Below are 25,442 nucleotides of genomic sequence, written 5' to 3'. Positions count from 1 at the left end.
TGCGCTAGGAATCTTTAAATAAATCAAATGCCTTATCTAGTTTGGGCAGAAAAAAGAAATAACAGATATGTATTCAACAGTAAAAAACGAATTAAGGGAAGAACTTGAGGCCATAAGAGCCGAGGGACTATATAAAGAGGAAAGGATAATAACCAGTCCCCAGGGGGCTGAAATTCAAACCACTAATTCCAGGGATGTCCTTAATTTTTGTGCCAACAATTATTTGGGACTTTCGGCCCACCCAGATGTTATAAAAGCAGGTAAGGAAGCCATTGACTCCCATGGTTTTGGATTATCGTCCGTTCGTTTTATTTGTGGTACCCAGGATATACATAAAGAATTGGAACGCAAGACGGCTGACTTTCTGGGAATGGAAGACTGTATTCTATATGCCGCTGCATTCGATGCCAATGGCGGTCTGTTTGAACCCATTCTAGGGCCGGAAGACGCTATTATTTCTGATGCATTGAACCATGCTTCCATCATAGACGGGATAAGGTTGTGCAAGGCGAAACGTTTTAGGTTTCAACATAATTCCATGGTGGACTTGGAAGAGCAATTGAAAGCAGCCCAGGGTTCCCGAAGAATTTTGATAGTTACCGATGGTTCCTTCTCAATGGATGGAACCATTGCTCAATTGGATAAAATATGTGATTTGGCCGATAAGTATAATGCCATGGTCATGATAGACGAATGTCATTCTACCGGTTTTTTGGGAGCTACCGGGCGTGGCTCACATGAATATAGAAATGTAATGGGAAGGATCGATATCATTACAGGTACCTACGGGAAGGCACTTGGGGGTGCATCCGGAGGTTTTACGGCGGCCAGAAAGGAAATAGTGGACATGTTAAGACAACGCTCCAGACCTTATCTTTTTTCCAATACTATGGCACCATCTATCGTAGGGGCTTCCATAAAAGTTTTGGATTTATTGGCTTCTTCAACCGCATTACGCGATAAGTTGGAAGCCAATACCCGCTATTTTAGAGAGGCAATGACCGCTGCTGGTTTTGATATTGTTCCAGGTGATCATCCTATTGTTCCGGTAATGCTTTACGATGCACCCCTGGCCCAAAAGTTTGCTTCCCAATTGTTGGAGGAGGGAATTTATGTTATTGGTTTCTTTTATCCAGTAGTACCACAAGGTAAAGCCAGGATTAGGGTGCAATTATCGGCAGCCCATGAGCAGAAACATTTGGAAAAGGCGGTAGCGGCATTTACCAAAGTAGGGAAGGCGCTCAAAGTAATTTAGTCCCTTTGCCTTTGGCCCAAACAATTGGAGATGAACAATAGCGGCCCAAGCAATTAAGCTATTGGGTTTGTGTGACCAATGGTATTATAAAGAGGTATTAATCCCCAAGTATTTCGGTCTCAAAGCCGTCAATACTCCTGGTGTTTTTATTTTCCCAATACCTTTCAATTCCTGCAGGCCCTTGTTTGGTGGACCATGAATTTAAAGCAGTTCTTTCTTCTTTGTAATCCATGAAGGGAACTGCAAAGCCACAGGAGGTCTGCACCAGGTCGATATCCATTTCGATAATCTGCCGAGATCCAATGTTCTCGGGGAATAGTTTTATATATCTATGAAATTCCACATCCCTTCTATGGTAGATTTTAGCCTGTCCATATAGTCTTAATATCATGGGTTTGCCTTCAAATGCACAGAACATGACGGTCATCCTATTGTTCTTTAACAAATGTGCTGCTGTTTCATTACCACTACCTGTTAGATTGAGCCAAACTATTTTATTTTGGTCAAGGATCCTAAATGAATCAGTTCCTTTGGGCGATATATTTACCCTGCCTTCAGAAGCCGCCGTGCCAACAAAAAAAATCTTTTGTTGCTGAATGAATTCTTTCAATTCAGTTGTAATCGAATCTAATTTTTTCCCCATGTTTAGAAATTATGGTAAACCTGAATCTTATGAGATAAGATATTAATCCTATGAAACCCAAGATTTGGGCCGGTATAAATTTACAAAACTTTTACAAGTGGGCGGAACCTTGGATTTTAATTTAAACATACCAACTCCCTTAGGTTTTAAGTTTTGACCCCTTATTGGAATCGTACAGTTTAATTAAATGATAAACATGAATGATACAGAAAACTATTCCTGCAATTACAAGAGGCATAGAATTCAACATGGCGCCATAAATGATGTAAAAGAAACTGGAAATTAAATGCCAAAGGCGGAATTTTCCCATATCTTTTTTAGTAATGGCAAAGAAACCTGTTAGGATGGCGATATAGCCAATACTCTCAATTACTATGTTCGTCATTTTTTAAATTTTTTAAGGTTCTGTCCTTGTAATCGCTTTGGTTCAACTTTTCTTCTATTTTTAAAAATTCTTCCAAAAAATGGGGACTGTCGGCAAGTAGGTCCATAACGGTCTTTCTACCTGCGGTCCAGTATTTTTCAAAAACCGCCAACTGTTTATATGCTTTTTCCGTTAGGGTTATGAGCTGTTTTCTTTTATCCTTTGTATCGGTCCTAGTCTCTACATGTCCGTTTTTTTTCATTTTATTAATGATTTTTACTACGGCAGGATGCGAAAATTGTAATGTTTCGGATATCTCGGTAATGGTCATGGTCTCGTTTTCCTGTAAAAGAATAAAGATCAGGTTCCAGTTGGGTTCTATATCCAGACCTTCTGATTTGTACAGTTCCTTGGTACTATAAAGTAGGGAATCACTTAATCTCTTCAGCCTACTGGTTAGACCAACATATTCCATTTCCGTTAAAAAGTCGTTCATATTATTTATATTAAGTAACTGGTTACGCAAATATATTCATTTTTAGGTAACTGGTTACATAGTTTGATTTTTTTTGAAAGAATAATTACCTATTTGATACATCAGGTAAAATTTAGTAGATAGTGGATCTTGTTGAATAATTACTTTGGATTGATTAACTTTCCAAAAAATTAATAAAGACCAACAATGTTAAAGAACACTTCACTAGCCGTATTGTCAATTGCATGCTCTCTAGGATTATCATCCAGTGTATTGGCACAAAATAACCAACACTTACAAGATCATACACATCATGTACATGAAAATAATGATGTTGCCCACCATCATGAGCATGGCCCAATGGTATCGGATGAAATGCCTATGCAAGCAAAACTGCTAACCGGTCAAGGGGAGTATGTTTTCTCATGGGACCAAGAATTAACCGCGGCTTTTCCAGAAGAAGCCCATGAGTTTGAACCCGGTATGCACGGTGGGTTTAATGAAGACCCCGATACGGGCATTGTTTATACAGGAATACCTGGTTATGGACTTTGTGCCATAAGCCCCGACTTAACAAAATGGTCTACCATAGGGAATGATGAACGCTTAAAGGATAACATACATGGAATTGTTTTCTTTGTTCATAAAGGTGAAAAATACCTTGCTGTAGCCCAAGAGGGGAAAAGAGTACTCGTACTTACTTTGGATGGAGAAATTGTTAGTGAAATTTTGAAACCTACGGGAAATGAATTCAAGTTTGCCGAAGCCAATGAGTTCTTCGGATCAAAGGATAGTAATTTTGGTGTTACTGATGTTACTTATCTTAATGGCACTCTATATGTGGCCCATGGTTATTCTGCTGGGGATTTTGTGATGACGATAAAGGAAAAGAACGGAGTTTGGAGCTGGGGCAAACTTGCTTGGGGAGGAAAGGGAGACAACCCTGGTCAGTTTCAGACCGCACATGGTATATATGCCCACAATAAGCACATCCTAGTAGCCAATAGGGCTGCAGGACAGGTAGTAAAATTTACCAAGAAGGGTAAATTTGTGGAAATTTTTAATGATATACCAGAAAGTAGTCTCATTTGTAATGTCTCCTATAAGGATGAACATTACTTCTTGAATGCTTTGCAGGCCATTGGTGAACAGAAATCGGCTCCGCTCTATGTTCATACAGGGGAAAAGTTGGTATCCACAGTAATTCCGGGAGATTTGGATATCCCTGTATTGACAAATATTCATCAGGTTTGGCCGCACATTGTTACCGAAAATGGATCCAAACAATTATACTTACTTGTTCATGGGTGGAACAAAGGCAAATTTGCCGTCCTGAAGATGGAAAAATAATTAAAAGGCCTCCCCAAAAAGGAGGCCTTTTTTATTGATTATTTAATGGGGGTCAGTACAATGTTTCGATAGGCTACATTGCCATGGTCTCCTTGCAAATAGATGGGCCCTGGACTCAAAACATCGGAGGAAATGGCTCCGCCTGTAGGACCCCAAACGGGTTGGTTGTCTATTATTTTTTTGCCGTTAAAGATTACGGTAAGGTGTCGGTCTACCAGTGTAATATCCAAAGTTTGCCATTCCCCCGCAGGTTTTTCGGCTGCCTCACTGGGGGTAATACGGCTATATAAGGCTCCCATATTATGGGAATCCAACTCCTTGCCATAGGAATCCACTACCTGAATTTCATAAAGTCCACGTAGATAAATACCGCTGTTGTTGCCTTCGGGTACATTGACTTCCAATTTTAGGTTGAAGTCATTAAATTCCTGTAGTGTGCGAATGTTGCCATACGAAATATGTTCGCCGTCCTTTGGTTGTATGGGATCGTTTACGATCATGCCATCTTTCACCTTAAAACCGTTGGCCTTTGATGGGTCCATTAATTTCCAGCCCGTCAAATCCTTTCCATTGAACAATTTTATAGGTTTTTCAAATTTAAGTTTGGACAGGTCCGGTGTATCCGGCAATGGCGGCATACGTTTCCCGGTAAAATTTTTAATGGAAATCCCGTTACCGTTTCTCTTGGGGCCACTCATAGTGCCCTCCAAGGCTTCCCCCACTTTTTTGACCTCCAAGGTATAGGTGACCGTATGGCTCCGGTGGGCACTTCTTTTAACTTCATAGGTACGGGTAGCCACCAATGTATTTTCGTCTACCAGGTAAATGTTGGACACAGGAACAACACTACCACCTATCCATAACAGTTCGGCATCCAAGAAGCCATGGTCCTCATGAACGTTTAGCCAGCCGGCACCACCACCTTTAATGTCGAGTCCCCACATGCCTATAAAAGGATTGGTCCAAAGAGGCTGTGGAGCAGTATTGGAATAGCTATTAAGGACCATAAATAGTAATAGCATGGAAAGAATTGTCCGTTTCATTTTAGTGCGTTTTAGTATGGGTTGATTTATGAACAACAGAGACTGCTGTTATCATTTGAAGGTAATCAATTATTTAAAATGGAGTTTCATTTCCGACCAGAAAATTAGACCATCCCTATAAGAAGTAAAATTTCACGCAATAGTTTTCCCTATTTAAACCAAGGAACAAAGGGTAAGGTAATATATGGTATATACCTTGGTATTAATTCAATTCTTCACAAACACCATACAGTGCTGCCAAGGAAGATTATCAATGTTGCGCTCTAACTTCATTCCTGCTGCTTCCAATTCCACAATGGCCTGTGCCTCGGTCATTTTATGAAGGGTTTTTATAGGAACTTTGTCATCCTCGGCGCGATATTCTATCAAAAACAGTTTACCATCGGCCCGTAAAGCTTTTTTAATGGAGCTCAACATTTCTGCCGGAAAATTAAACTCATGGTAAACATCCACCATAAGTACCTTGTCCAAAGAATTCTCAGCTATGTTTATATTTTTTTCACTGCCTTTTATGATCCTTACATTTTTAATTTGGTCCCGTTCTTTGCGACTCTTGATCTCTTCCAGCATTTCTTCCTGAATATCCACAGCGAAGACAAGTCCAGACCTGGACAATTTGGCCATCTTAAAAACATGGTAGCCGGAACCAGCACCTATGTCGGCAATATTATCTTCCGGTTCAATAGCCATATTACGTAATAGGGTAGTGGTGTTTTCTTCTACTTCACGCTCGGGACGATCTAACCATTGTATGCCCTGATATCCCATTACATATGCAATTTCCCTTCCCATATACCATTTTCCAATTCCATTGGGGTCTCCTTTTTTATAAGTGTAATGGGGGATGGGGGTTTTGTTTTGTGCAATTCCTGGGTGCCATGATATTGAAAACAAGAGAAGGAACAAAATTTGGGCAATTTTTTTCATAGGAATTTTAATATCTTGTTCCGTGTTAATATAATGTGGGACAGACTAATAGTCTCCAATAAAAGTAATGAAATTAATGCATTCCTATCCCTGAAATTGTGGAAAGGTACTTTCTCCTTGGAGGATTTCGAAAGGCTAAGGTTATTATAATTTTAATGGATCGATGAAATTTGGTTCCGGAAGAATATCATGGATCTCTTAACTTAGTGAACAATGGCTAATTGCATATATTATCAATACTTTAAAAATAGATAGCCTTTCTTTTATATTACCTATAAATATTTTAGATTAACTTGGTGACCTAGAGACCAACAGTATGAATTTTATAAACATTTCACCTTCCTTTTCCTCACTTTTTTGTCTATTGATCTGCGGATATGGTGTGTTTTCCCAGGAGGCCAATACCCGGGAACTTTATTTGGAACCCATTTTTCATGTAAATTATGGGGACGCTACGGCAGATAAACCCCAGTCCAAATCATGGACAAACCAATATGGGCATTGGTTGATAGTAGGGGACGGGGATGGCCCAAAATTATTGAAAAAGGAAACTACTGTTTGGGCGAGTCAATTTGAAGTTAATAAAGCTTGGCAAAATTTGCCGAGTAGGGCCGATGTGTATAGCTCAGGTGATGAGGCGCATATAGTTTTGGTCGGGGAATGTGCATTGAATGTAGTTCAGATAACCTATTCCCACCAAAACAAACAATACGAACATCAATGGAAGGAATCCCTGCCCATTCCCCAGGACTGCCAATCCCTTGAGACGGCTACCATAACCCGAGATTCGAAAAATCAATATTGGGTTTGTGCGGATGTGAACCAGAAAATTATGGTTTGGCATTCCTATAACGGTAAGGATTGGTCGGAACCCATTGAATTGGCAGACAACATCAACAGAGACGATATTTCCCTAATAGTCGGATTGAAAGACAAGGTATCCGTTATTTGGTCCGACCAAAATACCCAATCCATTATGGAGCGAATCCACCGGGATGGGGAAGGGCCTGCACATTGGTCGGCGCCCATAATTGTTCAGCAGGGCGATAATAATGCAGACGATCATTTAAATGCTACAATATTTGGGAACGGAGAAATGGCCTTGGTTTCCAAGAACAGTGTGGACCAAATTGGCCAGCCCCAATTTGTATTGCGAATGAGGGACAAGGAGGGAAGGTGGACCAATATTCCGTACGAGATTCTCACCGCACAAAGAAGTCCATCACGACCTATTATCAACCATGTTGAATCGGGAGAAATATTTGAGGTACATGCGGTTAAAGATCGGGAGAACAATCGATATTTTATTTCTGTCAATGAAATAAAAAGAAGGAAAGATGGCTGGGAGTTTCGGGAACTCATCCAATTAAAGACCAAAATAAAGGGGAAAAACGGTGATGTTACATCCAGTAAGGCCAGTTTCTTATCCAACAGACCAAAATTGATATTTTTTTCTGATGATTTGGGCAATATTTATTCGTTCGACCTGGATAGCCTATAGAAGGTTTTTTGCTAGAGTGCTACTCCGTATTGAAATGGACCGTTTAACACCTCAGAATTAATTTTAGACCATATATTTTATAATCCTATGCTATAAATTATTGGACTTCGGGGAATTAGGTAACATACCTATCAATCCGACCAAAAATCAACTGCCTACAATCAGGACTGCTATTTTTTCCACAATCGTAAATTGTGAATATCTATTTCCCAAATGGAGGGATATTTTTTTATTAAGACCTATTTTTGGCCTCCTTAAAAATATATAGATATGAGTCAGACTTGGTACGAGTGCAAGGTAAAATATAGAAAAACACATGAAACTGGGGAACAGAAAGTAACAACGGAAACTTATTTGTTGGATGCGATATCCTATACCGAAGCGGAGAGCAGAATAAATGAAGAGATGGCCGCCTATACCAGTGAAGAATTCTTGATCACCAATATAAAAGTCGCGAATTTTTCGGAGGTGCATCCTTTTGAGAATTCCGATCGATGGTTTAAATCAAAGGTGGCTTTAATTGCCTTTGACGAGAATAGTGGTAAGGAAAAAAAAACCAATACTTATTTATTGGTACAGGCCAATGATGTAAAGGAGGCCTATGACAATACCATACAGGCCATGAAAGGTACCATGGGCGATTACACTATTCCTGTAATATCGGAATCTCCGATCATGGATGTATTTCCCTATTTTTCAGGCGAAGAAGGGGATATGGACCAATTGGAAAAGTTCAATGCCCTAAAGGCTTCAACTTCGGAATCCAACGAACTTAATGAAGATTTGGAAGCCTTGGATGCTTTTGAAAACGAAGAAGCCTTGGCAGTTGGAGCTGTAGGTGGGGAGGAAGAGTAGTCCAATATTCTTGGGATAAATAATGTAAAGAGGGCTATCTAGCCCTCTTATTTTTGTTTGTGGACCCGTCTTTAAAAACCACAGGCTCCTTGAATTTGAATAGTAAAATAAACCCCGCCTTTTTGGCGGGGTTTCAAAGGATCAATCCCAAAAGTTGTGTGTGAATTAGAAAAAAAATAATTTACTATCTCATTTTTGTGTTCTGTTCATTTTTTGCATCGCCCAAATGCGTAGCATTCATGAATACCATTAAAAATCAATAGACCAGCCGATGAATAAAAAACGACCAGGGCCGAATAACCAAGGTACACCGTACCTTGGTTAGGAGGAGCCAGCTGTAACCATGGCCAAGCTAATTTTAAATTTCTTTAAATCTACGCACTTTCCACGGCCCCGGCGTCCAGGCCGCTTTCACTTGGGTGAAATGCTCTATGGACGCCTTCCACCTTCCAATGTGAAAACCACTTGATTTAAGACGAAATTGAAAATAGGCCGGCCCTTACGTTCCGTCAACCTTCATGTGGGGATAAGTCATTTTCCGTTATTAAAAACCTTTGGTATTGCCATCAAGGTCTCTGGTTTGGTCATTCTTCTTCCGTCGTGGAGATGGCATGGCCGTTAAGAATTATTGAAGCCTTGGATATAATTTAATCATTGGTTTTACAAAATTGCTCCTATTAATAAAAACTATTTATCAAAAAAAACACGACTGATCAAATTAATCCTAATTTTTTGATAAACACAACAATTGATCATGATCCGTTTCAAATTTATTATCCAGATCCTTAGAGGGGACCACTAATATGGTTCATTATTCAGTTGTTAGGGTTTTGCGTTGACTCTTTTTGTTCAACACTCTATCCAGTACCGTATCCTTATCCAACTTTTTGGTACAGAAGAACCAATCCTTACAATCTATTTCACTGTCTTCCATTCTGTCTTTTGCAGTTCCACAGGAACCAGCTGGTCCTACTATTACATCATCACCCGGACGCCAATCGGCAGGAGTGGCAACCCCAAATTCGTCAGCGGCCTGTAATGCTATGACTACACGGTATAGTTCATCGAAGTTTCTTCCCAAACTTAAAGGATAATAAATTATGGTCCTTATAATCCCCTTTGGATCAATAAAGAAAACAGCCCTGACCGCTTTTGTTGAATCTTCATTGGGTTGAATCATTCCATATTTTTTGGCAACCTCCATGGTAATGTCTTCAATTAAAGGAAAATTTACTTCAACATTTTTCATCCCTTTGTACTCTATTTTTTCCTTTATGGTACGTAACCATGCAATATGGCTGTACAAACCATCTATTGAAAGACCAACAAGCTTGCAATTTGCTTCTGCAAATTTATCTTCCATGGTTGCAAAGGTCATAAACTCCGAGGTACATACAGGAGTAAAGTCGGCCGGATGACTAAATAGGATTACCCAATCGCCTTTATAATCACTGGGGAAATCTATATTACCTTGGGTTGTAACAGCTTTAAATTCCGGTGCAGCATCCCCAATACGTGGCATGCTGATGTGTTCGTTTACTTGATCTTGTTCCATTGTTCTATATTTAGAATATTAATGGAACTAAGGTATTTTAATTTGAATTTTTGCACAGTGACCAATGTTACACACCTTCAATTTAGTATAGGTGGTAGGATAAATTGATTTACCATGTCATTTGGAATATCATGGGCCTCCTACATAGTAATCCGAAATAGTCCTACAATAGAATCCCTCCTGAAGCTTCTATACGCTGACCATTGATCCAGCGGGCATCCTCGGTACACAAAAATGCCACCACACCACCAATATCTTCTGGTTCTCCCACTCTTCCCAAGGCAGTGGCAGCAGTTACAGCCTGTCTTTTTTGTTCGTTTGTTTTGTTTTCCCCACCACCAAAATCAGTTGCTACGGCTCCTGGGGCCACCACATTGGCGGTAATTTTTCTAGGTGCCAATTCTTTGGCCAAGTATCTGGTAAATACTTCCACGGCAGCTTTAGTTGGGGCATAGGCGGATGAATTTGGAAAAGTAAACCGGGTGAGACCGGAAGAAATGTTAATAATTCTACTCCCGTCATTTAAATAGGGCAGGGCCTTTTGGGTTAGGAAATAGACCCCCTTGAAATGAACATTTACCATTTCATCAAACTGTTCCTCTGTGGTTTCAATAAAAGGTTGATAAATTCCAGTACCTGCATTGTTTATTAAAAAATCAAACTTTTCCTGGCCTGTCTCGGCTTTCAGATAAGCGGAAAGCTGACCAAAGAATTCATCAAAGGAATTGATCTTAGCGGTATCCAATGGCAGCGCATAAGCCATCCGACCCAAATCCCTAATTTCGGTAACAACCTTATCTGCCGCCGATTTGTTGGAGTGGTACGTAATTATGACATCGATTCCTTTTTTCGCGATATTAAGGGCCATATCCTTACCTAGGCCTCGACTTCCTCCTGTTACTACGGCAATTTTGTTTACGGGCATGATAATAGATTTTTGTTTTTGTAAAATTCGGGATTATTTAGGAAAAGGACCAAGTAGACATGAATAATATTGCTGGAAATATTGTCTCTCTTTAAGTTTGGAATATTTCTATAGCTTCTTGTTTAGTGCCTACATATCCCAGAAAGGAAGGGAATGATTTTTACTTATAGAGTTGTTTTATTTTTCCTTTTTAACAATAATAAAACAAAGAATGCATGAAACCAGGGTCAAGAAACTTCCTGCAATTAATTCTATTACACTTTTGGCAAATAGATTGCCTAAGGTGTTCAAAGCAAAAAAGACAACAAATATCCAAATGAGTACATCAATGGCCTTGTTAGTTTTTACGCTCTCCAAAAGTTGGTATTTTATGAACAGGACCAGGGCCATAAAGATATTGATCAGGATGGAAAAAGCTTCAAAAGATTTCATTTCCCCAACAGAATTTAATTTTCCCGCCCAGACCTTATCATAGGGTATTTGCTCCGTGAAAATTAATATATGAAATATCAAAAGTGTTCCAAGTAAAAGGAACATAATTTTCAAGGCAATTCTTTTATTCATTGTATCATTATTGTTAATGCTGGAAATGCCCAATATTGAGCAGTTGTATTCTACCGCTTACCCCCCTTGTTTTGGAATGGGTTCCTAGGTTACCAACCGCCAGGCTTTTCTGGCTTTTCTTGACAATAGTTTATTGGCCTCGGAGTCTCCTATAAATTTCTCCTTCTCAGAATTCCAATTGAGTTTCCTTCCCAATCTGTACGAAATCAACCCTAAATGCATGGGCAGGGTCATGGTACGGGCATAGGCCAGGTTCGATTCGGGTTGGGTCCTCGATTTAACGGAATCAACAAAGTTTTGTTGGTGTCCCGGAGAACGGATTATACTTTTTGGTACTTCAGGGATATCGGTCATAGTTTCCCCATCGATGGTGATTTCACGGGAATTGTAATCACAAATTAAACTTCCCTTATCTCCTTCAAAATAAGCTCCAATTCCACGCTCTGCCGCACCGGGAACATTTGGAGGTTCACTGGTCCAATAGAGCTTTAGACCGTCGAACTCATAATCGATTTCGATCCATTTTGGAGTATCGGCAATACCTTCTGATTTTTCTCCTCGGGCAACAATACTCTTTAGGCCTTTGGGTTCCAAGGCCCAAAAAGCCACATCGGCAATATGGCACCAGAAATCGGCAAAAAAACCTCCGGAATAATCCAAGAAATAGCGGTACGTAAAGTGGCATTTTTCGGGGATATAATCTACATAGGGTGCCGGTCCCAGCCACATATCCCAATTAAGCCCTTTAGGGACGGCCGCAGTTTTTGGATTGCCCAAATTTGGTGGTGCCCCGGTTTTCCATAATCGAACCGTGTGGACTTTGCCAATGGCGCCCGACTTTATAATTTCTACCACACGATGGTAATTGTCCGTGGCATGTATCTGCGTCCCCATTTGAAAAATACGGTTGTGCTTTTCCATGTTTTTGAGCATCATTTGTCCCTCTTTAACATCATAGGAAAGGGGTTTCTCACCGTACACATCCTTTCCTGCCTGGAAAGCCAGGCTTGCGATCTGTGCATGCCAATGGTCCGGGGTAGCACAGGTGATGGCATCAATATCTTTTCGGTCCAGAATTTTTCGGAAATCACCGTAACCTTTTACTTTTTTTCCAGGCTGAAGGGTTTCCATTGTTTTTAGACTACTTGCCAGATGGGATTCATCTACATCACAGAGGGCAACCACATCCACTTCAGGTAGAGCGCTGAACCATTTCATATGGCTGTTGCCCATACCGCCCACACCAATGTGGGCTACACGGAGGCGATCGCTAGGCGCAATTTTGCCATAGGCCGAAGGTAACAATGTTAGGCCCAGAAGTCCCAGACCACTTTGTTTTATAAATTCTCTCCGATGCTGTTCTTTAATTTTCATTACTGCTTGGTTTGGTTCCATTAAATATGGGAAGGACCTCGTTAAATCCTTGGCGTCCCATCTATCCGATTACTTGAGCTTAGTGTAAAGCCATTCTTTTTTCAACTCCTGTTGTTCTGGGTAGGTCCAATGCTGGGTCTTTTGAAAAAGATGAAGCTCCTTTGGGGCCGTTAATACATTAAAGGCGGAATATGTAGAGGCAGGCGGACATACATTGTCATTATAGCCCCAACTGTACCAGCCCGGTACTTTTACAAAACGGGCAAAATTTACGACATCATAATATTTGGAAACTTCTATTTTTTCCGGTTTGTTGGTGAAATCGTCTACGAAAATTTGGGGCCAACCTCCAGCACGCCCGTGTAAAAATCCCGTCATATCGGATAGGGCAGGGAAAAAGGCTGCCAAATAATCAATTCTATCATCCAAGCCTGCGGTCACAATGGAAAGTGCACCGCCTTGACTACCACCGGTAACCGCAATATCTTCACCATTAAAACCGTCTACACTTTCTATAAAATCGACAGCCCTAACACAACCGAGATAAACACGGCGGTAGTAGGCATTATCCCGATCATCCAAATTAAAGGTCTGGTAACCGTTGAGCGCCCCACTTCTAAGGTTGTCATAAACGCTTTTATCCAAGTTTACAGGAATGCCGTGGATACCAATGGTAAAAGAGATAAAACCTTCCGCAGCTTCGTCAATTTCCCCATAGTAAGGGCGGATTCCTGCACCGGGCACGTGAAGGATGGCTGGGTATTTCCCTGCTTTTTTTGGTTTGGTTAGAATACCATAGATTTTCCCTGTTATATTGTCCAATTGCACATGGTATACATCTACCTTGTCTGTGCAGCGTTCTGGCATCAAAGTCAGTACTGGGTTCATAGGTACTTGGTTCAATTCTTCCTTGCCTTTATTCCAAAACGCTTCAAAATCTTTGGGTAAGGTGGTGGTGGGCCGAATTTTGTCAGGTTCAAAACCTACCGTGGTATAGGACGAATACTCCTTCCCATCTACTTCAACAGTTGCTGTACAACGGAGAAATCCAGGTTCGGTAAATTTTTTGGCCTTGATTTTAGTGGATGTGTTTCGAAGGGTGCGTGTTCCCTCATCCCAAACCTTTAGGGTGCGGTACCCAGGGTCTGGTTGAACCTTGTACTTAATCTCTATATCGTCCAGGGCTACATTGTTTTTAAAAACGGAAATGGTAAACTCCGCTTGTTCACCTAGGGAGTAGGTCCAATTGGCATGGTTTGGACTTACAATGACCTCTACTAGTTGTTGACGGGGTTGTGCAATTAAAAAAGTGCTAAAAAGGAGGAAGCACGCAAACGAAGTAAAGTTTTTCATTTTCAATCTTTTGGTTTGGTTTTTATTCAACATTACAGCGATACCTTGGAAGTATGCCTAAATTTATGTGGAAGAAATGGGTACTGATTCCCAACCACCGTAGAAAGATAATAAATTAAGTGGAATTTTAGTCACGCTATACAGGGTCCCGAAAAATCAAATATTTGTTTATGGTAAAATTGCAATAGGTTCTGTTAATTCAAGGAAAGAAAAGGAGGTTGGTTGGCTACACTGGAAGACTACTTCTATGCTGTATCCTAATATAAAATTTTCACCTATCCAGTTTGGTTCCGTCAAAATTATATATATCAGTCATACTGAAAGCAATTTCGGAGGAACCAAACTGATTTAGGAAATCCAATTTTGATTTTGCCTCATGTACTGATGGAAGCTTACCTGCTTCCAAATACCACATTACCGCTGTATGGCCTTCTATTTCAGAGGACCATTTTTTTCTGCTCTTTAAAAAATAACTATGCACCGTTTGATAGGTATAGGTTTTTAAATATTCGTAATTGAGCCATACGGACATATTAATAAAAATCAATTCATCCTGGTAAGGAGTTTCCAGGTCGGTGGCTCCGTAAGAACTCTCGTCCTTAAGTCTCCAAACAAAACCAGGACTTTCCTCAGCCAACTGATTCACTGGCCCCAAAAAATCCTTGAACTCCTTCACTATGGGAGAATCGAGATGATCTTTGAGTTTAATGATATTGAATTGGGCTAGGTGATAATCATTATGGCTCATGTTTAATTTAATTGGTTAATATTTAAAGGACCTTAACTTTTGAAGTATTAAAATTACCAAAAAATATAAGTCTAAACATCTATTAGTGAAACTCAATTTTGAGAAGTAAGTAAGACGCACTTAAAATTGCAAGTTGAACTAATCCCGCCATTTTCGGCGGGATCTAGGTTCAATACCTCGACCCTAGGGTCTATTCCTATTATTGGGTTCAGGGTCTGCCGACAAAGTCAGACTTGCCCTGAGGTTTAATACCTTTTGTTAAACTAATGCCATAGTCCAAATGCCGATTGGCATTATGGAATTTTGGATTTTTACGACCAAAAAAAATAACAGGTTTAGGATTTGGATTCTTCCATTTCCATGATGAGATTGGCAATCAATGCCGTCCATCCCGTTTGATGGGAGGCTCCTAGTCCCTTGCCATTATCGCCGTCAAAAAACTCATAAAAAAGATGTTGGTTCCTAAAGTGCTCATCTGTTGAGAAAAGTTTATTGGGATCATCGGCATGATATTGGAATTTACCTTCGGAATTATGTTCAAAAAGTTTTACCAATCTCTTGGTAAGCTCGTTGGCAATCTCCTTTAAGTTGAGCTTTATACCAGATCCTGTTGGGAATTCATACTGATAGGTTGGCCCATAAAAGGTATAGTACTTTCGCAAGGATTGAATGATCATATAATTCAACGGCATCCAGATGGGGCCCCTCCAGTTGGAATTGCCCCCGAACATATTGGAGCGACTCTCACCAGGTTCGTAATGTATGGTATAATGACCATTATGTTGAAATACAAATGGATGCTCTTTATGGTATTTTGAAAGTGAACGAATACCAAAGTCTGACAGAAATTCATCTTCGTCCAAGAGCCGGGTGAGGAGCTTTTCCAATCTATAGGCCCTCATGATCGAAAACAAGTAATTCCCATCCTTATTGGCCTCTTCAATGTTGGAGATCAGGGAAGCCAGATCTGGTCGTGTCCTTACTATTTCGGCCGCCCGAATTTTAAATTCCTTCAATTGTTCAAAGAGGTCCTTATGTATTATCTCTACCGCAAATAAGGGAATTATACCTACCAGCGATCGGACTTTCAACCTACTGGTTTCACCATTGGAGAGCTCAACCACGTCATAATAAAAATCGTCCCCATCATCCCAAAGAGAAATGTCTTTTTTCCCAATATGGTGCATGGCCCAGGCAATATTCAAAAAATGCCTAAAAAATTTGGCGGCAGACTCCTCATAGACCTTATTGGTTTTGGCAAGTTCCAAAGACATACGCAACATATTCACAGTAAACATGGCCATCCAACTGGTGGCATCGGCCTGTTGCATTCTACTCACCCCTTGGGGCATATGATTACGGTCGAATACACCTATGTTATCCAGCCCCAAAAAACCACCTTCAAAGAGATCGGTACCGTGTTTGTCCTTTTGGTTTACCCACCAAGTAAAATTAATAAGTAGTTTTTGAAAGGCATTTTCCAAAAATTTGGTATCGCCCATACCGTTTTGTTGTTTGTCCTTTTCATACACGTTCCAAACCGCCCAGGAATGTACGGGGGGGTTAACATCACTAAAATTCCACTCGTAGGCCGGTATTTGCCCGTTGGGGTGCATATAGCTTTCGCGCAGTACCAGGAGTAATTGTTCCTTGGCAAAATAGGGGTCTATCTCAGCAAAGGAAACCATATGAAAGGCAAGGTCCCAAGCTGCGTACCATGGATACTCCCACTTGTCGGGCATGGATATTACATGCCGATTGGTAAGGTGTTGCCAACTAAAATTCCTGGCATTGGCCCTGTTTGGTTTTGGTTCACCTGGTCCTCCAAATAGCCACTTAAAGACATCGTAGTAATAGAACTGCTTGGTCCACAACAACCCTGAGAAGGCACTTTTGGCTATCTTTTGGTGGGTTTTTGGCAAGTTTTTATTTAGTTTGGTATCATAGAATTCCTCACATTCCTTTATTCTTTCCTCAAAAATAGTATCAAAATTTGCCCAAGGATCCTGTAATTTTCTTTTACTAAGACGTACCCGTATAATCTTTTCTTCACCGGCCTTTAATTTAAACTTATGCCAGATGGCCGATTTGGAACCGTTCTTTTCGGGATTTACTGTACGCTTGCCATTTACTACATGATCATTTATACCATCTTTCACATATTCCACCTCATTGGGTACATTATAAACACGCCTATTGTTGGTCTCGTTTTCACAGAAGAGTTGTTCTCCATATTCGTGATAAAGGTAATGCCTGCCATTCCTTATACTTCTAGCTTGCAGACAATTGTCTGCAATAGATTTTATACTTGGTCGTTTAAACCGCTTGTTGTGCTTCCAGAAATTTCTGAACCATAGGTGTGGGAGTACATGAATCTCAGCCTTCCTACGGCCTCTGTTGACAATGGTGATTTTCATTAGAATATCCTCTATATCGGCTTTGGCGTATTCTATATAACAATCGAAATATGCATTTTTCCCAAATATATTGGTATCCAGTAGTTCATATTCCGTTTCCTCTCGGCTCCGAATATTGTTTTTAATCAGGTCGCTATATGGAAATTTCTTATGTGGATACTTATAAAGGTATTTGCTGTAGGAATGTGTGGGTGTGGATACCTGATGAAAATAGAGTTCCTTAACATCTTCGCCGTGATTCCCCTGATTGTTGGTAAGTCCGAACAGGCGTTCCTTTAAAATATCATCTTTGCCGTTCCAAAAGGCCGGAGCCAGACATAAAATCTCCCTTGAGTCACAAAAGCCACCTATACCTTCTTCTCCCCATCTATAGGCATTGCTACGCGCCTTTTCATGTCCTATAAAATCCCAGGCATTTCCGTGCTCACTGTAATCTTCCCGAACGGTTCCCCATTGTCTTTCCGCCAAATAGGGGCCCCATTTTTTCCAATTCTTGTAGGTGTCGGGAACGGCCAGTCTTTCTTCCTCAGCAATTTTCGGGGTAAAATGTGCCATTGAGTTATTGTTTAGGTATATACAGTAGAATTAATCCATAACTATTAAAAACCCGAATGTCCTATAGTTGACCTTACTGTCTGAATAACTATTTTTTCATACTGGTACGATGGCAAAAATAAGGCTAATTAATTCAGGTGGTAATTTTACTTTGTAATATTACCTAATTGTTATTTTTATCGATATTTATTTTACTATCCTCCAAAAAAAACGACACAAATTAAGGAAGTGATATTGTATTTTCCTTATCAGCTAAGCTATGTGGTCTTACTTAGATATGGGACTATAGCGAATTTTTGTGGTATATAAAGCCGTGTGAAATAAGCATTTCATTAATGGATTCATATAGTTAAGTTATTGGGATTTCATTTTGTATTGCTTCTTCAATCTTATCCAGAAGGTCTTCGGGCTCAAAAGGTTTGAAAATGAAACCGTTCATTCCGCTTTCTATAATTTTGCTCTTAACTTCCATAAATACAGAGGCAGATAGGGCCAAAATGGGAATATCCGCATTAAATTTTCTTATTTCCTTGGAGGCGGAATATCCGTCCATTATCGGCATTTGTATATCCATTAATAAGGCATCGTAATTGTTCTCCAGAACTTTGTTTACGGCTTCTTGTCCGTCATATGCCACATCTACCAAGAGGTTGGCCTTTTCCAAAATTTGTCTGCCCACCATAACGTTGATCTGGTTGTCTTCCACCAACAGGATTCTTTTTCCCTTTAAATTATGTTCCTTTCTTTGGGTGGTTTGTTCCAGTTCCTCGTTTGAGGCCAATTTTAATGACAAATCGAAACTAAAGCTACTGCCCAGCCCCGGCTTGCTAAGAATTTTTACCTGGGAATCCATGGCTTCCACTATACTTTTTACAATAGGTAACCCTAGACCCGTTCCGCCATATAAACGATTTGTGCTGGAAGATGCCTGGCTAAACGCTTGCCATACCTTTTCCTGTTGATCCTCGGCAATACCTATTCCCGTATCCGTTATTTCTGTACGCAGAAGAACAGTGTTCTTGGTCTGGTTCAGCTTTGAGATCTTCAGGGTTACGCTTCCTTCATCGGTAAACTTGATGGCGTTTGAAACTAGGTTGTTTATTACTTGATTAAAGCGCACAATATCCAACTGAACTATGGGTAGGTCCTTGTCAATTTCCAATTGTAGCGTAATACCTTTTCGCAAGCAACTGGGTTCGTGTATTTTTTTTATCTGTTTTACGGCCAAGATGATATTGGTAGGAATTGGATCCAAGGTAATTTTTGTGGATTCCATTTTACTGAAGTCCAAAACATTGTTAAGTAGATTCAGTAAAATTTTCCCGGAATAATTCAGTGCTTCTATATTTTGTTCCTGATCTTTTCTGGGATTGGAATCCCCCAATATGTGCGAGAGGCCGGTGATTGCGTTTAGTGGTGTCCTTATCTCATGGCTCATCATGCTCAAAAATCTGGATTTGGCATTGGATTCCTCAATGGCTTCCTCGCGTTGGTTATGGATACTGGAAGAATATTGGGCATTTATGTGGGAGAAATAAATTATTTGATAGGTTACCAGTATAATGGTAGTGGCAATGGAGATGGGGTAAACATATTTACCGGCCAGTTCTGCATCCAAATGGGCCTGGGTAAACAGATCAAAATTCGTGGCATAAAGAAGTAACCAAAGCAGCATGGGAAGTACTGAAAAAATAACGATATAGAGCCTTTCCCGCCTATAGGAAAACGTTACAAACGGTAAGGCCAGGGCAAACATCAAAATAAACTCTACACTACCGGCTTTTCCTATAAAGGAGGCAGTGAGTGCAACACTAATATTGAAGACCAAGAGGTAGATAAAGCGGGCAAGTGTAAGCATGCCTTTTTTGGATAATAACGCGGAAATAATAAAAAATGGGATGGTAGCAGCAATATAATTGCTCAGGTCTGCCATATCCAAACCTCTGGCAATAAAAAACCAAATTACAGATAATAGGGTTGTAAGTATTGATATGCGATAGACCAGTTTTACCCGTCTTAAAGAGAATTCATCCATTGATTGTAATCTTCGTTCAATATTATATATTCCCCAGCTTAAAACACCTTGGATACAGTGCAAGGGGATGTTCATTTTTAAAACGACTTTTCCCTTTAATTATTACAAGTAAATTCCTACATGTCTAATTTTGATAAGCAATTGGTAGTGTGTCATAGTCTTTCTGATTATACAGTCCTCTACCCCAGAAGTATATACGCTTATATCTCTTCAATAACAGATTTTCCGGTGGAATTATTACCACTTGTCCATTGCCATTTTTCGTGAAGTCTAATTTTTCCGTTGGATAAAATCTCTGGTCTCGAATGGCAGACCCCTGTCATTAGTTCGCCTTTACCGTTTATTTGATGATAACTCATATTTATATTGCCGGCCGGGTCTACCAAACCTATCAAATGTCCTTCAACAATATGGCCACCCCGATATTCCGAAGTCAAAATATTCCCTTTTTGTCGGTATTCAAAAATAGTTTCCTTATTGGTTTCCCCGTTTTCGGAGTTGACTACGGTTCTAAATTTTTTATTGTTATAATTCATGGGGTAGTGCGGATTACATTTTTTGGATATCAGGTTAGAACTACTGTTTACTAAATAATGTGCCCTTAAAGATTTTCGGATGAATCACTCCTCCTTGGTTAATACATATAGGCACCTTCAAAATTTGAATTAACGGAAGGGTGGGGCATTAAATTCATTGATCCTTTCTTATACCAATTATTCAACAACTCTTTATCCATTCCCATTAGCATGCCATATATACGGTTTTTTATAAATTTTATTGAAATTTGATGGCTGTGCGTTGATTTTGATGTGGGGCAAACCATTTTCCTTATTCCGTATACACGCATCCACTATAGATTCCCTTCCCGCCTTGTTTTCTGTAATCTAAATTACGCAAATTGGATGATGTGAGTTTTTCGGACTGCACATACCTATAAGCAATACCAACACTAAAACTGAGATTTCGACAGGTTCATTTTTTAGTGACTAAAGTCAACGGTCATATAGCAATGTAAGGCTATTGTGCTTAATATCATTGTCTACTGGGAATTGTGATGATGGCCGACCAACCTCCACCAGGGGACATTTTAGCTGTGACTTTGGATTTTCGGTTTACTTCCATCGTATCTATCTTGTAGTCTTCCGCATAGCGGTCCGCGTTTATACCATCCCTAAACACCTTCATATTAAAGTTTCCCTCCTTTAAGAATAAGAGATCCAATTGTAATTCCCTGGAAGTCCAATCGGTCATAGCTCCAATAAACCATTTGTCGCCCTTTCTTCTGGCTACTGCAATATAATCGCCTATTGCACCATGAAGTACAATGGTTTCGTCCCATATAGTTGGAATTTGTGTGATAAAGTCCACGGTCTCCTGTTCTTGATAATACCTTGATGGGGATTCGCAAAGCATTTGTAAGGGAGCCTCATAAACCACATACATGGCTACTTGATGAGCCCGTGTCCCCATACTCATTGGTCGCTTGCCGCTAATGCCAAAATTGGCCTTTTGTCTATTGCTCATAGCTCCAGGAGTATAGTCCATTGGTCCTGCGGCCATTCGAATAAAGGGAATGGTCACATTGTGCTCGGGGGTAACATCTTTGCTCCATTTGTTGTTTTCATTGCCCTTTACACCTTCATAGTTAATAACATTGGGATATTTACGTCTTAAGCCCGAAGGTTTGAACGAACCGTGAAAATCAACCAACAATTCCAGCCTAGCACATTCTTTTGCTATTTCCTCATATGAGTTCACTACATATTGGTCACTGCGTTGAATAAAATCGATCTTAATTCCTTTGGCACCCCAACTTTTGTAGGTTTCAAGGATTTCGATTAGGTTGTCCCGGAGGGGTTTCCATAGCGTCCAAAGAATAATATCCACTCCTTTTTCTTTTCCATACCCAATTAATTCAGCTACATTTATATCAGGATTGAAATCGAGGATTTCTGTGGTCGACTTTGTCCATCCTTCATCCAAAATTATATAATCTATATTGTTGGCAGAGGCAAAATCGATATAGTATTTGTAGGTAGCCGTGTTTAACCCTGATTTAAAATCTACCCCATAAATATTACTGGCATTATACCAATCCCATGCCACTTTACCTGGTTTGATCCATGCCGTATTCTTAATTGCTTGCGGGCTGGATAGTTGATAGGATAAGTTGCTCTCTACAAAGGTACGGTCGTCATTGCTCATCATAAAAACCCTCCATGGATATTCCCTGTTACCAGATACTTTAGCTATATAATCTGCTTCCTTTGTAATGGATTGATTGCGGTCTGGTTGTTCTTTATCATCTACTGCCTCCAGAACAAATTTTGGAAAAATAGCATCTACGGTGGTATTCCCGTTCCCTCCCACAAACATTCCGGGATAATCATGAAGGGCTGTTTCTGTCAATAATACCTTCGCCTTGTCCGTAGTAAAAACGACAGGCAAACTGCAAAATTCATTCGCTTCTATGTCTGTTACGAATTTGTTCAAATAGGAACGTTCATTGTGTGAATACATACTGTCTTCTTGGGGAAAAATGGCTTTTGTTCCTTCCGGAAAAGTGATCCTTGCCTGTTCTGATATTACATTTTTCCCCCTCTTGCCCATTTCGATAAATTGATAGGCAACACCATCGTTGTAGGCTCTAAATTTAAGCTGAAATTGTTCCCTAAAAGTAAGGGACAATTGAACATATTCATCCTTAATTTCGGCATCCTTATGCGGGATCGTGGGATATATCATTGAAGAAAATTCATTTATGGAATGGTGCTTTACCTTGGAATTTACACCGAAATCTTCCCCAGAGGAAAAATCCATAGCTATTTTGGCTTCCTTGATAATTACATGCCCGTTTAGGGAAGCAGACCAGAATATTCCACCATCAGCCTTAACTTTGAGTTGTATCTTTTTGTCAGGGGAAGTGATTTCATAATTTTGTGCATACGTTTGCTGAACCACTAAAAATATGCCAAGTAAAAAAAGTGCTCTTAACATCATAATTCCAGAAGATTTTTCCAATGCTTTTGGGTTATATTTTACACCGGGGTGTTCTGGACAAAGAACAGGGTTTAGCTATTAATTTTCAATATTTAAAGGACATTTATTTTAGCAGAAATGTGGCCATTATTTTAGCAATTGCTGTTTGGAGTAATTATTTAGCTTCGATTGCTTTGAGCCAATTGGTAATTACTGTTAAATACTCCGGTGTCAATAATTGAAAATAAGGAAATTCATTATTAACGGATGTCATAGAATGTGATGTGTTTTTTAGAGTAATGACCTTATAATTATTTGAATTGGATTTACTAATAACTTTTTCGATGGTTTTGTAACTATCCATGGGAATTATTTCATCCGATAATCCTTGAATCACCAATATGGGCTGTGTTATTTTCTCAAAATACGGTAGTCCACTAAAATTCAACTTATAATCCTTTTGTACACCCTCCTCAGGAATCCATATATGCTTAAGCCAATCTTCCTTGCCGTTTTCATTTTTTATCGTAAGCAATGATTCGTATGAAATATTGCCTGCGAGATAATCATACCCTGCTTTTTGAACATTTAGAGCCCGATCAATATTAGCTTTTCCCAACAGATCGTAGTTCAAATTTCTCCAATGGTTCAAATCGCTTTCCATAAGGGTTCCACTTGGACAGCTGATGGAAATCCCAAAACCCAAATCGGGCACTTTAGACAAGATATAAGGTATCTTTATACCTCCCTGACTGCTTCCTTTAATGCCAATAACCGATAAAGGCAGTGAGGATATTTTGGAGAAGAATTCCAAGGCATTGATATCATCGGTACAAAGTTCTTCAATGGTTGCGGATTGCCAATCTCCTTCAGATTTGCCAGTTCCACGTTTATCATAATTAAAAACTGTGTACCCTAAATCCGCAAAGTATTGTGCTTCAGCATTGGAGCCACTTCGGTCATTTCCTTGAGAGGAAGTCACGTAAAACAAACCCTTTTTTATCGGATTTTTAGGCTTCCATAAGGTCCCATGAAGCTTCAGGGTATTGGAAACAAAGATTAATTCCTGTTTTTCAATTAGGTCCGATTCCTTTAAATTAGCAGGGGTCAGCTCGGTCTCAAAAGTGTTTAATAATTTTTCTGTTTCATTGGAATAAACCTTTAACTGTCCTTTGAAGCTCCGATTGTACGGCAAGAACTTGTATTCATAGGTATAATAATCACTGATCACATAAAAATTTAGGGAGTCTTTGTCATAAGTTGTGTTTTGACAGGGTATTTCAAAAGCATTCATTTCCATACTTGAAAAAAATGCCCTTGTTTTACCTTCAATCGGCGCAAGTGCTATTTGATAATTAAAGCTTGTTTTTCCATGACTAATATTACCTTTAAAAGACTGCCCCTGTAATGTTGCCATGAAGCCGACAATTACTAAAAATCCGAAAAATCTCATATTTATTTACTTTATAAACTTGTAAAAGTTAAGTAATAGAGTGACGGGGAACTTTAAAATGCAAACCGATAATATCGGTACAGAGACCATTAATTTCCTTGGCCCAATTTATAAATATTAAATTAGGTAGATGTTGTTTTCAAAAGTCAAAAGACCAGTGACTTTCAATTAGACTTTTCTACAAAATTATTTACTTAAGGATTGGCGGATTTTTTAATTGGAATAGATATTAAAAAAATGTTCCGTATCCTTAATATCATTGATTCCCAAAATCCAACAAACTTCAGAGAGGTCGGAAAAGTCCATACCACCTTGCGCGATAGCCTGATTGTTGTAGCGCCCATCTGTACCGTTGTACTTATTTGAGATTTCTATAGCGCGTTCCCAAACCTCCAATAATTGGGGATTGGTTATTTTGTCTTTCCAAGTGGTATATTCTGCTGAGCGGAAACCAGGCGTCCCGTTGCCAACAACATTTCCGTCGGGTATTTTATGATAATCCGTATTTTTCTTTACAAATTCCAAATCCTCCGGAGTGGTACCCTTTTCATTCCAATCCGAATGTTGAACCACATGAATATTTTCCGAAGTGTTAATTTCAGGTAGATCGGCTTGAATGGATTTTATTATTAGCGCTGTAAAATCTGATTGTCCGGCTTCAGCTATCCATACATCGCCTTCATTTAGTAGGGTTGAAGTTATTATGGTCATTACTTTTTCAACCGAGGGGCCTATATTTTCATGTGCATCCGTCCAATTGTCATTAAATGCCAACTGGAACAATGGATTGGGCGGCACGTATAAACCGTCCTGAATACCATAGGTGCCTGCAACGGTATGGTAGTTTATTTTTGAAAAAGCGGGGTCTCTCATAAGTGTTGCAAATGCCGCTAGGGTATGTAGGTCGTCTACATCGGTTTTGCAATCAAATTGAACCAACAACAGGTCTTTTTCCAAATTGAAATTTCCTCCTTGCAATTTACTGTAATCCAAGTCTTTACTACTGCTAGTAAATAAGGTTATTGCTATAATAACGCCTATCCTTAAAACCATTTTCCGTAAACTTTATTA

At 39.6% G+C, this 25,442-nt stretch carries 21 protein-coding genes; 4 read left to right on the top strand and 17 right to left on the bottom strand.

The window, feature by feature from the left end:
* The first annotated feature begins 67 nt into the window (after window positions 1-67).
* The gene (kbl, locus tag QSE00_RS10235) at window positions 68-1,255 is read left to right on the top strand and encodes a glycine C-acetyltransferase (protein ID WP_286105871.1); all 1,188 of its coding nucleotides are present in this window, start codon (window positions 68-70) and stop codon (window positions 1,253-1,255) included.
* A 97-nt stretch (window positions 1,256-1,352) separates the two neighbouring features.
* Here the strand turns inward: kbl and QSE00_RS10230 are convergent, their stop codons facing one another.
* The 3 genes from QSE00_RS10230 to QSE00_RS10220 form a co-directional block, all read right to left on the bottom strand.
* On the bottom strand, window positions 1,353-1,898 hold the full coding sequence (locus tag QSE00_RS10230) for a pyridoxamine 5'-phosphate oxidase family protein (protein WP_110356900.1): 546 nt from the start codon (window positions 1,896-1,898) through the stop codon (window positions 1,353-1,355).
* A gap of 139 nt (window positions 1,899-2,037) precedes the next feature.
* Window positions 2,038-2,283, bottom strand: coding sequence for a YgjV family protein (locus QSE00_RS10225; protein WP_110356901.1), 246 nt, complete (start codon window positions 2,281-2,283; stop codon window positions 2,038-2,040).
* Window positions 2,264-2,758, bottom strand: coding sequence for a MarR family winged helix-turn-helix transcriptional regulator (locus tag QSE00_RS10220; protein WP_286105870.1), 495 nt, complete (start codon window positions 2,756-2,758; stop codon window positions 2,264-2,266). Before QSE00_RS10220 ends, QSE00_RS10225 begins: the two co-directional genes overlap by 20 nt.
* 186 nt (window positions 2,759-2,944) lie before the next feature.
* On the opposite strand from QSE00_RS10220, the gene QSE00_RS10215 reads away from it, so the two are divergent.
* Complete coding sequence (locus QSE00_RS10215; RefSeq protein ID WP_286105869.1) at window positions 2,945-4,087, top strand: NHL repeat-containing protein; 1,143 nt, start codon at window positions 2,945-2,947, stop codon at window positions 4,085-4,087.
* Window positions 4,088-4,125: 38 nt separating this feature from the next.
* Here the strand turns inward: QSE00_RS10215 and QSE00_RS10210 are convergent, their stop codons facing one another.
* Together QSE00_RS10210 and QSE00_RS10205 are read right to left on the bottom strand one after the other, a co-directional pair.
* Entirely contained in the window at window positions 4,126-5,130 is a 1,005-nt protein-coding gene (locus QSE00_RS10210; protein WP_110356904.1) for a 3-keto-disaccharide hydrolase, read from the bottom strand.
* Between the two features lie 207 nt (window positions 5,131-5,337).
* Window positions 5,338-6,057 carry a class I SAM-dependent methyltransferase gene (locus QSE00_RS10205; RefSeq protein ID WP_286105868.1) on the bottom strand — a complete coding sequence of 240 codons (720 nt, stop codon included), beginning with the start codon at window positions 6,055-6,057 and terminating at the stop codon, window positions 5,338-5,340.
* 316 nt (window positions 6,058-6,373) lie between these two features.
* Between QSE00_RS10205 and QSE00_RS10200 the strand changes: the two genes are divergently transcribed.
* Together QSE00_RS10200 and QSE00_RS10195 are read left to right on the top strand one after the other, a co-directional pair.
* Window positions 6,374-7,558 carry a hypothetical protein gene (locus tag QSE00_RS10200; RefSeq protein ID WP_286105867.1) on the top strand — a complete coding sequence of 395 codons (1,185 nt, stop codon included), beginning with the start codon at window positions 6,374-6,376 and terminating at the stop codon, window positions 7,556-7,558.
* Between the two features lie 270 nt (window positions 7,559-7,828).
* Entirely contained in the window at window positions 7,829-8,413 is a 585-nt protein-coding gene (locus QSE00_RS10195) for a DUF4494 domain-containing protein (RefSeq protein WP_286105866.1), read from the top strand.
* 811 nt (window positions 8,414-9,224) lie between these two features.
* On the opposite strand, the gene QSE00_RS10190 is transcribed toward QSE00_RS10195, so the two are convergent.
* The 12 genes from QSE00_RS10190 to QSE00_RS10135 form a co-directional block, all read right to left on the bottom strand.
* Window positions 9,225-9,968, bottom strand: coding sequence for a peroxiredoxin (locus QSE00_RS10190; protein ID WP_110357238.1), 744 nt, complete (start codon window positions 9,966-9,968; stop codon window positions 9,225-9,227).
* A gap of 163 nt (window positions 9,969-10,131) precedes the next feature.
* Window positions 10,132-10,893, bottom strand: a complete 762-nt coding sequence (locus QSE00_RS10185; RefSeq protein WP_286105865.1) for an SDR family oxidoreductase — start codon at window positions 10,891-10,893, stop codon at window positions 10,132-10,134.
* A gap of 177 nt (window positions 10,894-11,070) precedes the next feature.
* Complete coding sequence (locus QSE00_RS10180) at window positions 11,071-11,457, bottom strand: hypothetical protein (protein ID WP_286105864.1); 387 nt, start codon at window positions 11,455-11,457, stop codon at window positions 11,071-11,073.
* An 84-nt stretch (window positions 11,458-11,541) separates the two neighbouring features.
* A complete protein-coding gene (locus QSE00_RS10175) occupies window positions 11,542-12,831 on the bottom strand; it encodes a Gfo/Idh/MocA family protein (RefSeq protein WP_286105863.1) in 1,290 nt (429 codons plus the stop codon).
* A 69-nt stretch (window positions 12,832-12,900) separates the two neighbouring features.
* Complete coding sequence (locus QSE00_RS10170) at window positions 12,901-14,184, bottom strand: acetylxylan esterase (RefSeq protein ID WP_286105862.1); 1,284 nt, start codon at window positions 14,182-14,184, stop codon at window positions 12,901-12,903.
* 271 nt (window positions 14,185-14,455) lie between these two features.
* Window positions 14,456-14,932 (bottom strand): DUF3291 domain-containing protein, encoded by a 477-nt coding sequence (locus QSE00_RS10165; RefSeq protein WP_286105861.1) that lies wholly within the window; start codon window positions 14,930-14,932, stop codon window positions 14,456-14,458.
* 335 nt (window positions 14,933-15,267) lie between these two features.
* A complete protein-coding gene (locus tag QSE00_RS10160) occupies window positions 15,268-17,904 on the bottom strand; it encodes an MGH1-like glycoside hydrolase domain-containing protein (protein WP_286105860.1) in 2,637 nt (878 codons plus the stop codon).
* A gap of 349 nt (window positions 17,905-18,253) precedes the next feature.
* Entirely contained in the window at window positions 18,254-20,014 is a 1,761-nt protein-coding gene (locus tag QSE00_RS10155) for a response regulator (RefSeq protein WP_286105859.1), read from the bottom strand.
* Between the two features lie 125 nt (window positions 20,015-20,139).
* On the bottom strand, window positions 20,140-20,475 hold the full coding sequence (locus tag QSE00_RS10150; RefSeq protein WP_286105858.1) for a n-acetylglutamate synthase: 336 nt from the start codon (window positions 20,473-20,475) through the stop codon (window positions 20,140-20,142).
* Window positions 20,476-20,971: 496 nt separating this feature from the next.
* Entirely contained in the window at window positions 20,972-22,939 is a 1,968-nt protein-coding gene (locus QSE00_RS10145; RefSeq protein ID WP_286105857.1) for a glycoside hydrolase family 97 protein, read from the bottom strand.
* Between the two features lie 154 nt (window positions 22,940-23,093).
* Window positions 23,094-24,335 carry an alpha/beta hydrolase family protein gene (locus QSE00_RS10140; protein ID WP_286105856.1) on the bottom strand — a complete coding sequence of 414 codons (1,242 nt, stop codon included), beginning with the start codon at window positions 24,333-24,335 and terminating at the stop codon, window positions 23,094-23,096.
* 249 nt (window positions 24,336-24,584) lie between these two features.
* Window positions 24,585-25,424, bottom strand: coding sequence for a hypothetical protein (locus QSE00_RS10135; RefSeq protein ID WP_286105855.1), 840 nt, complete (start codon window positions 25,422-25,424; stop codon window positions 24,585-24,587).
* Window positions 25,425-25,442 lie beyond the last annotated feature (18 nt).

This window comes from Arenibacter flavimaris (assembly GCF_030291335.1).
Taxonomy (GTDB): Bacteria; Bacteroidota; Bacteroidia; order Flavobacteriales; family Flavobacteriaceae; genus Arenibacter.
This window is presented reverse-complemented; position numbering and strand designations above follow the sequence as displayed.

Excerpts from the sequence above, each read along its gene's own strand:
- QSE00_RS10220 (WP_286105870.1), bottom strand. The coding sequence starts at position 2,758 with ATGAACGACTTTTTAACGGAAATGGAATATGTTGGTCTAACCAGTAGG.
- QSE00_RS10140 (WP_286105856.1), bottom strand. The coding sequence starts at position 24,335 with ATGGCAACATTACAGGGGCAGTCTTTTAAAGGTAATATTAGTCATGGA.
- QSE00_RS10190 (WP_110357238.1), bottom strand. The coding sequence starts at position 9,968 with ATGGAACAAGATCAAGTAAACGAACACATCAGCATGCCACGTATTGGG.
- QSE00_RS10135 (WP_286105855.1), bottom strand. The coding sequence starts at position 25,424 with ATGGTTTTAAGGATAGGCGTTATTATAGCAATAACCTTATTTACTAGC.
- QSE00_RS10160 (WP_286105860.1), bottom strand. The coding sequence starts at position 17,904 with ATGGCACATTTTACCCCGAAAATTGCTGAGGAAGAAAGACTGGCCGTT.
- QSE00_RS10170 (WP_286105862.1), bottom strand. The coding sequence starts at position 14,184 with ATGAAAAACTTTACTTCGTTTGCGTGCTTCCTCCTTTTTAGCACTTTT.
- QSE00_RS10175 (WP_286105863.1), bottom strand. The coding sequence starts at position 12,831 with ATGAAAATTAAAGAACAGCATCGGAGAGAATTTATAAAACAAAGTGGT.
- QSE00_RS10225 (WP_110356901.1), bottom strand. The coding sequence starts at position 2,283 with ATGACGAACATAGTAATTGAGAGTATTGGCTATATCGCCATCCTAACA.
- QSE00_RS10185 (WP_286105865.1), bottom strand. The coding sequence starts at position 10,893 with ATGCCCGTAAACAAAATTGCCGTAGTAACAGGAGGAAGTCGAGGCCTA.
- QSE00_RS10215 (WP_286105869.1), top strand. The coding sequence starts at position 2,945 with ATGTTAAAGAACACTTCACTAGCCGTATTGTCAATTGCATGCTCTCTA.
- QSE00_RS10145 (WP_286105857.1), bottom strand. The coding sequence starts at position 22,939 with ATGATGTTAAGAGCACTTTTTTTACTTGGCATATTTTTAGTGGTTCAG.
- QSE00_RS10195 (WP_286105866.1), top strand. The coding sequence starts at position 7,829 with ATGAGTCAGACTTGGTACGAGTGCAAGGTAAAATATAGAAAAACACAT.
- QSE00_RS10150 (WP_286105858.1), bottom strand. The coding sequence starts at position 20,475 with ATGAATTATAACAATAAAAAATTTAGAACCGTAGTCAACTCCGAAAAC.
- QSE00_RS10230 (WP_110356900.1), bottom strand. The coding sequence starts at position 1,898 with ATGGGGAAAAAATTAGATTCGATTACAACTGAATTGAAAGAATTCATT.
- QSE00_RS10200 (WP_286105867.1), top strand. The coding sequence starts at position 6,374 with ATGAATTTTATAAACATTTCACCTTCCTTTTCCTCACTTTTTTGTCTA.
- QSE00_RS10165 (WP_286105861.1), bottom strand. The coding sequence starts at position 14,932 with ATGAGCCATAATGATTATCACCTAGCCCAATTCAATATCATTAAACTC.
- kbl (WP_286105871.1), top strand. The coding sequence starts at position 68 with ATGTATTCAACAGTAAAAAACGAATTAAGGGAAGAACTTGAGGCCATA.
- QSE00_RS10205 (WP_286105868.1), bottom strand. The coding sequence starts at position 6,057 with ATGAAAAAAATTGCCCAAATTTTGTTCCTTCTCTTGTTTTCAATATCA.
- QSE00_RS10210 (WP_110356904.1), bottom strand. The coding sequence starts at position 5,130 with ATGAAACGGACAATTCTTTCCATGCTATTACTATTTATGGTCCTTAAT.
- QSE00_RS10180 (WP_286105864.1), bottom strand. The coding sequence starts at position 11,457 with ATGAATAAAAGAATTGCCTTGAAAATTATGTTCCTTTTACTTGGAACA.
- QSE00_RS10155 (WP_286105859.1), bottom strand. The coding sequence starts at position 20,014 with ATGAACATCCCCTTGCACTGTATCCAAGGTGTTTTAAGCTGGGGAATA.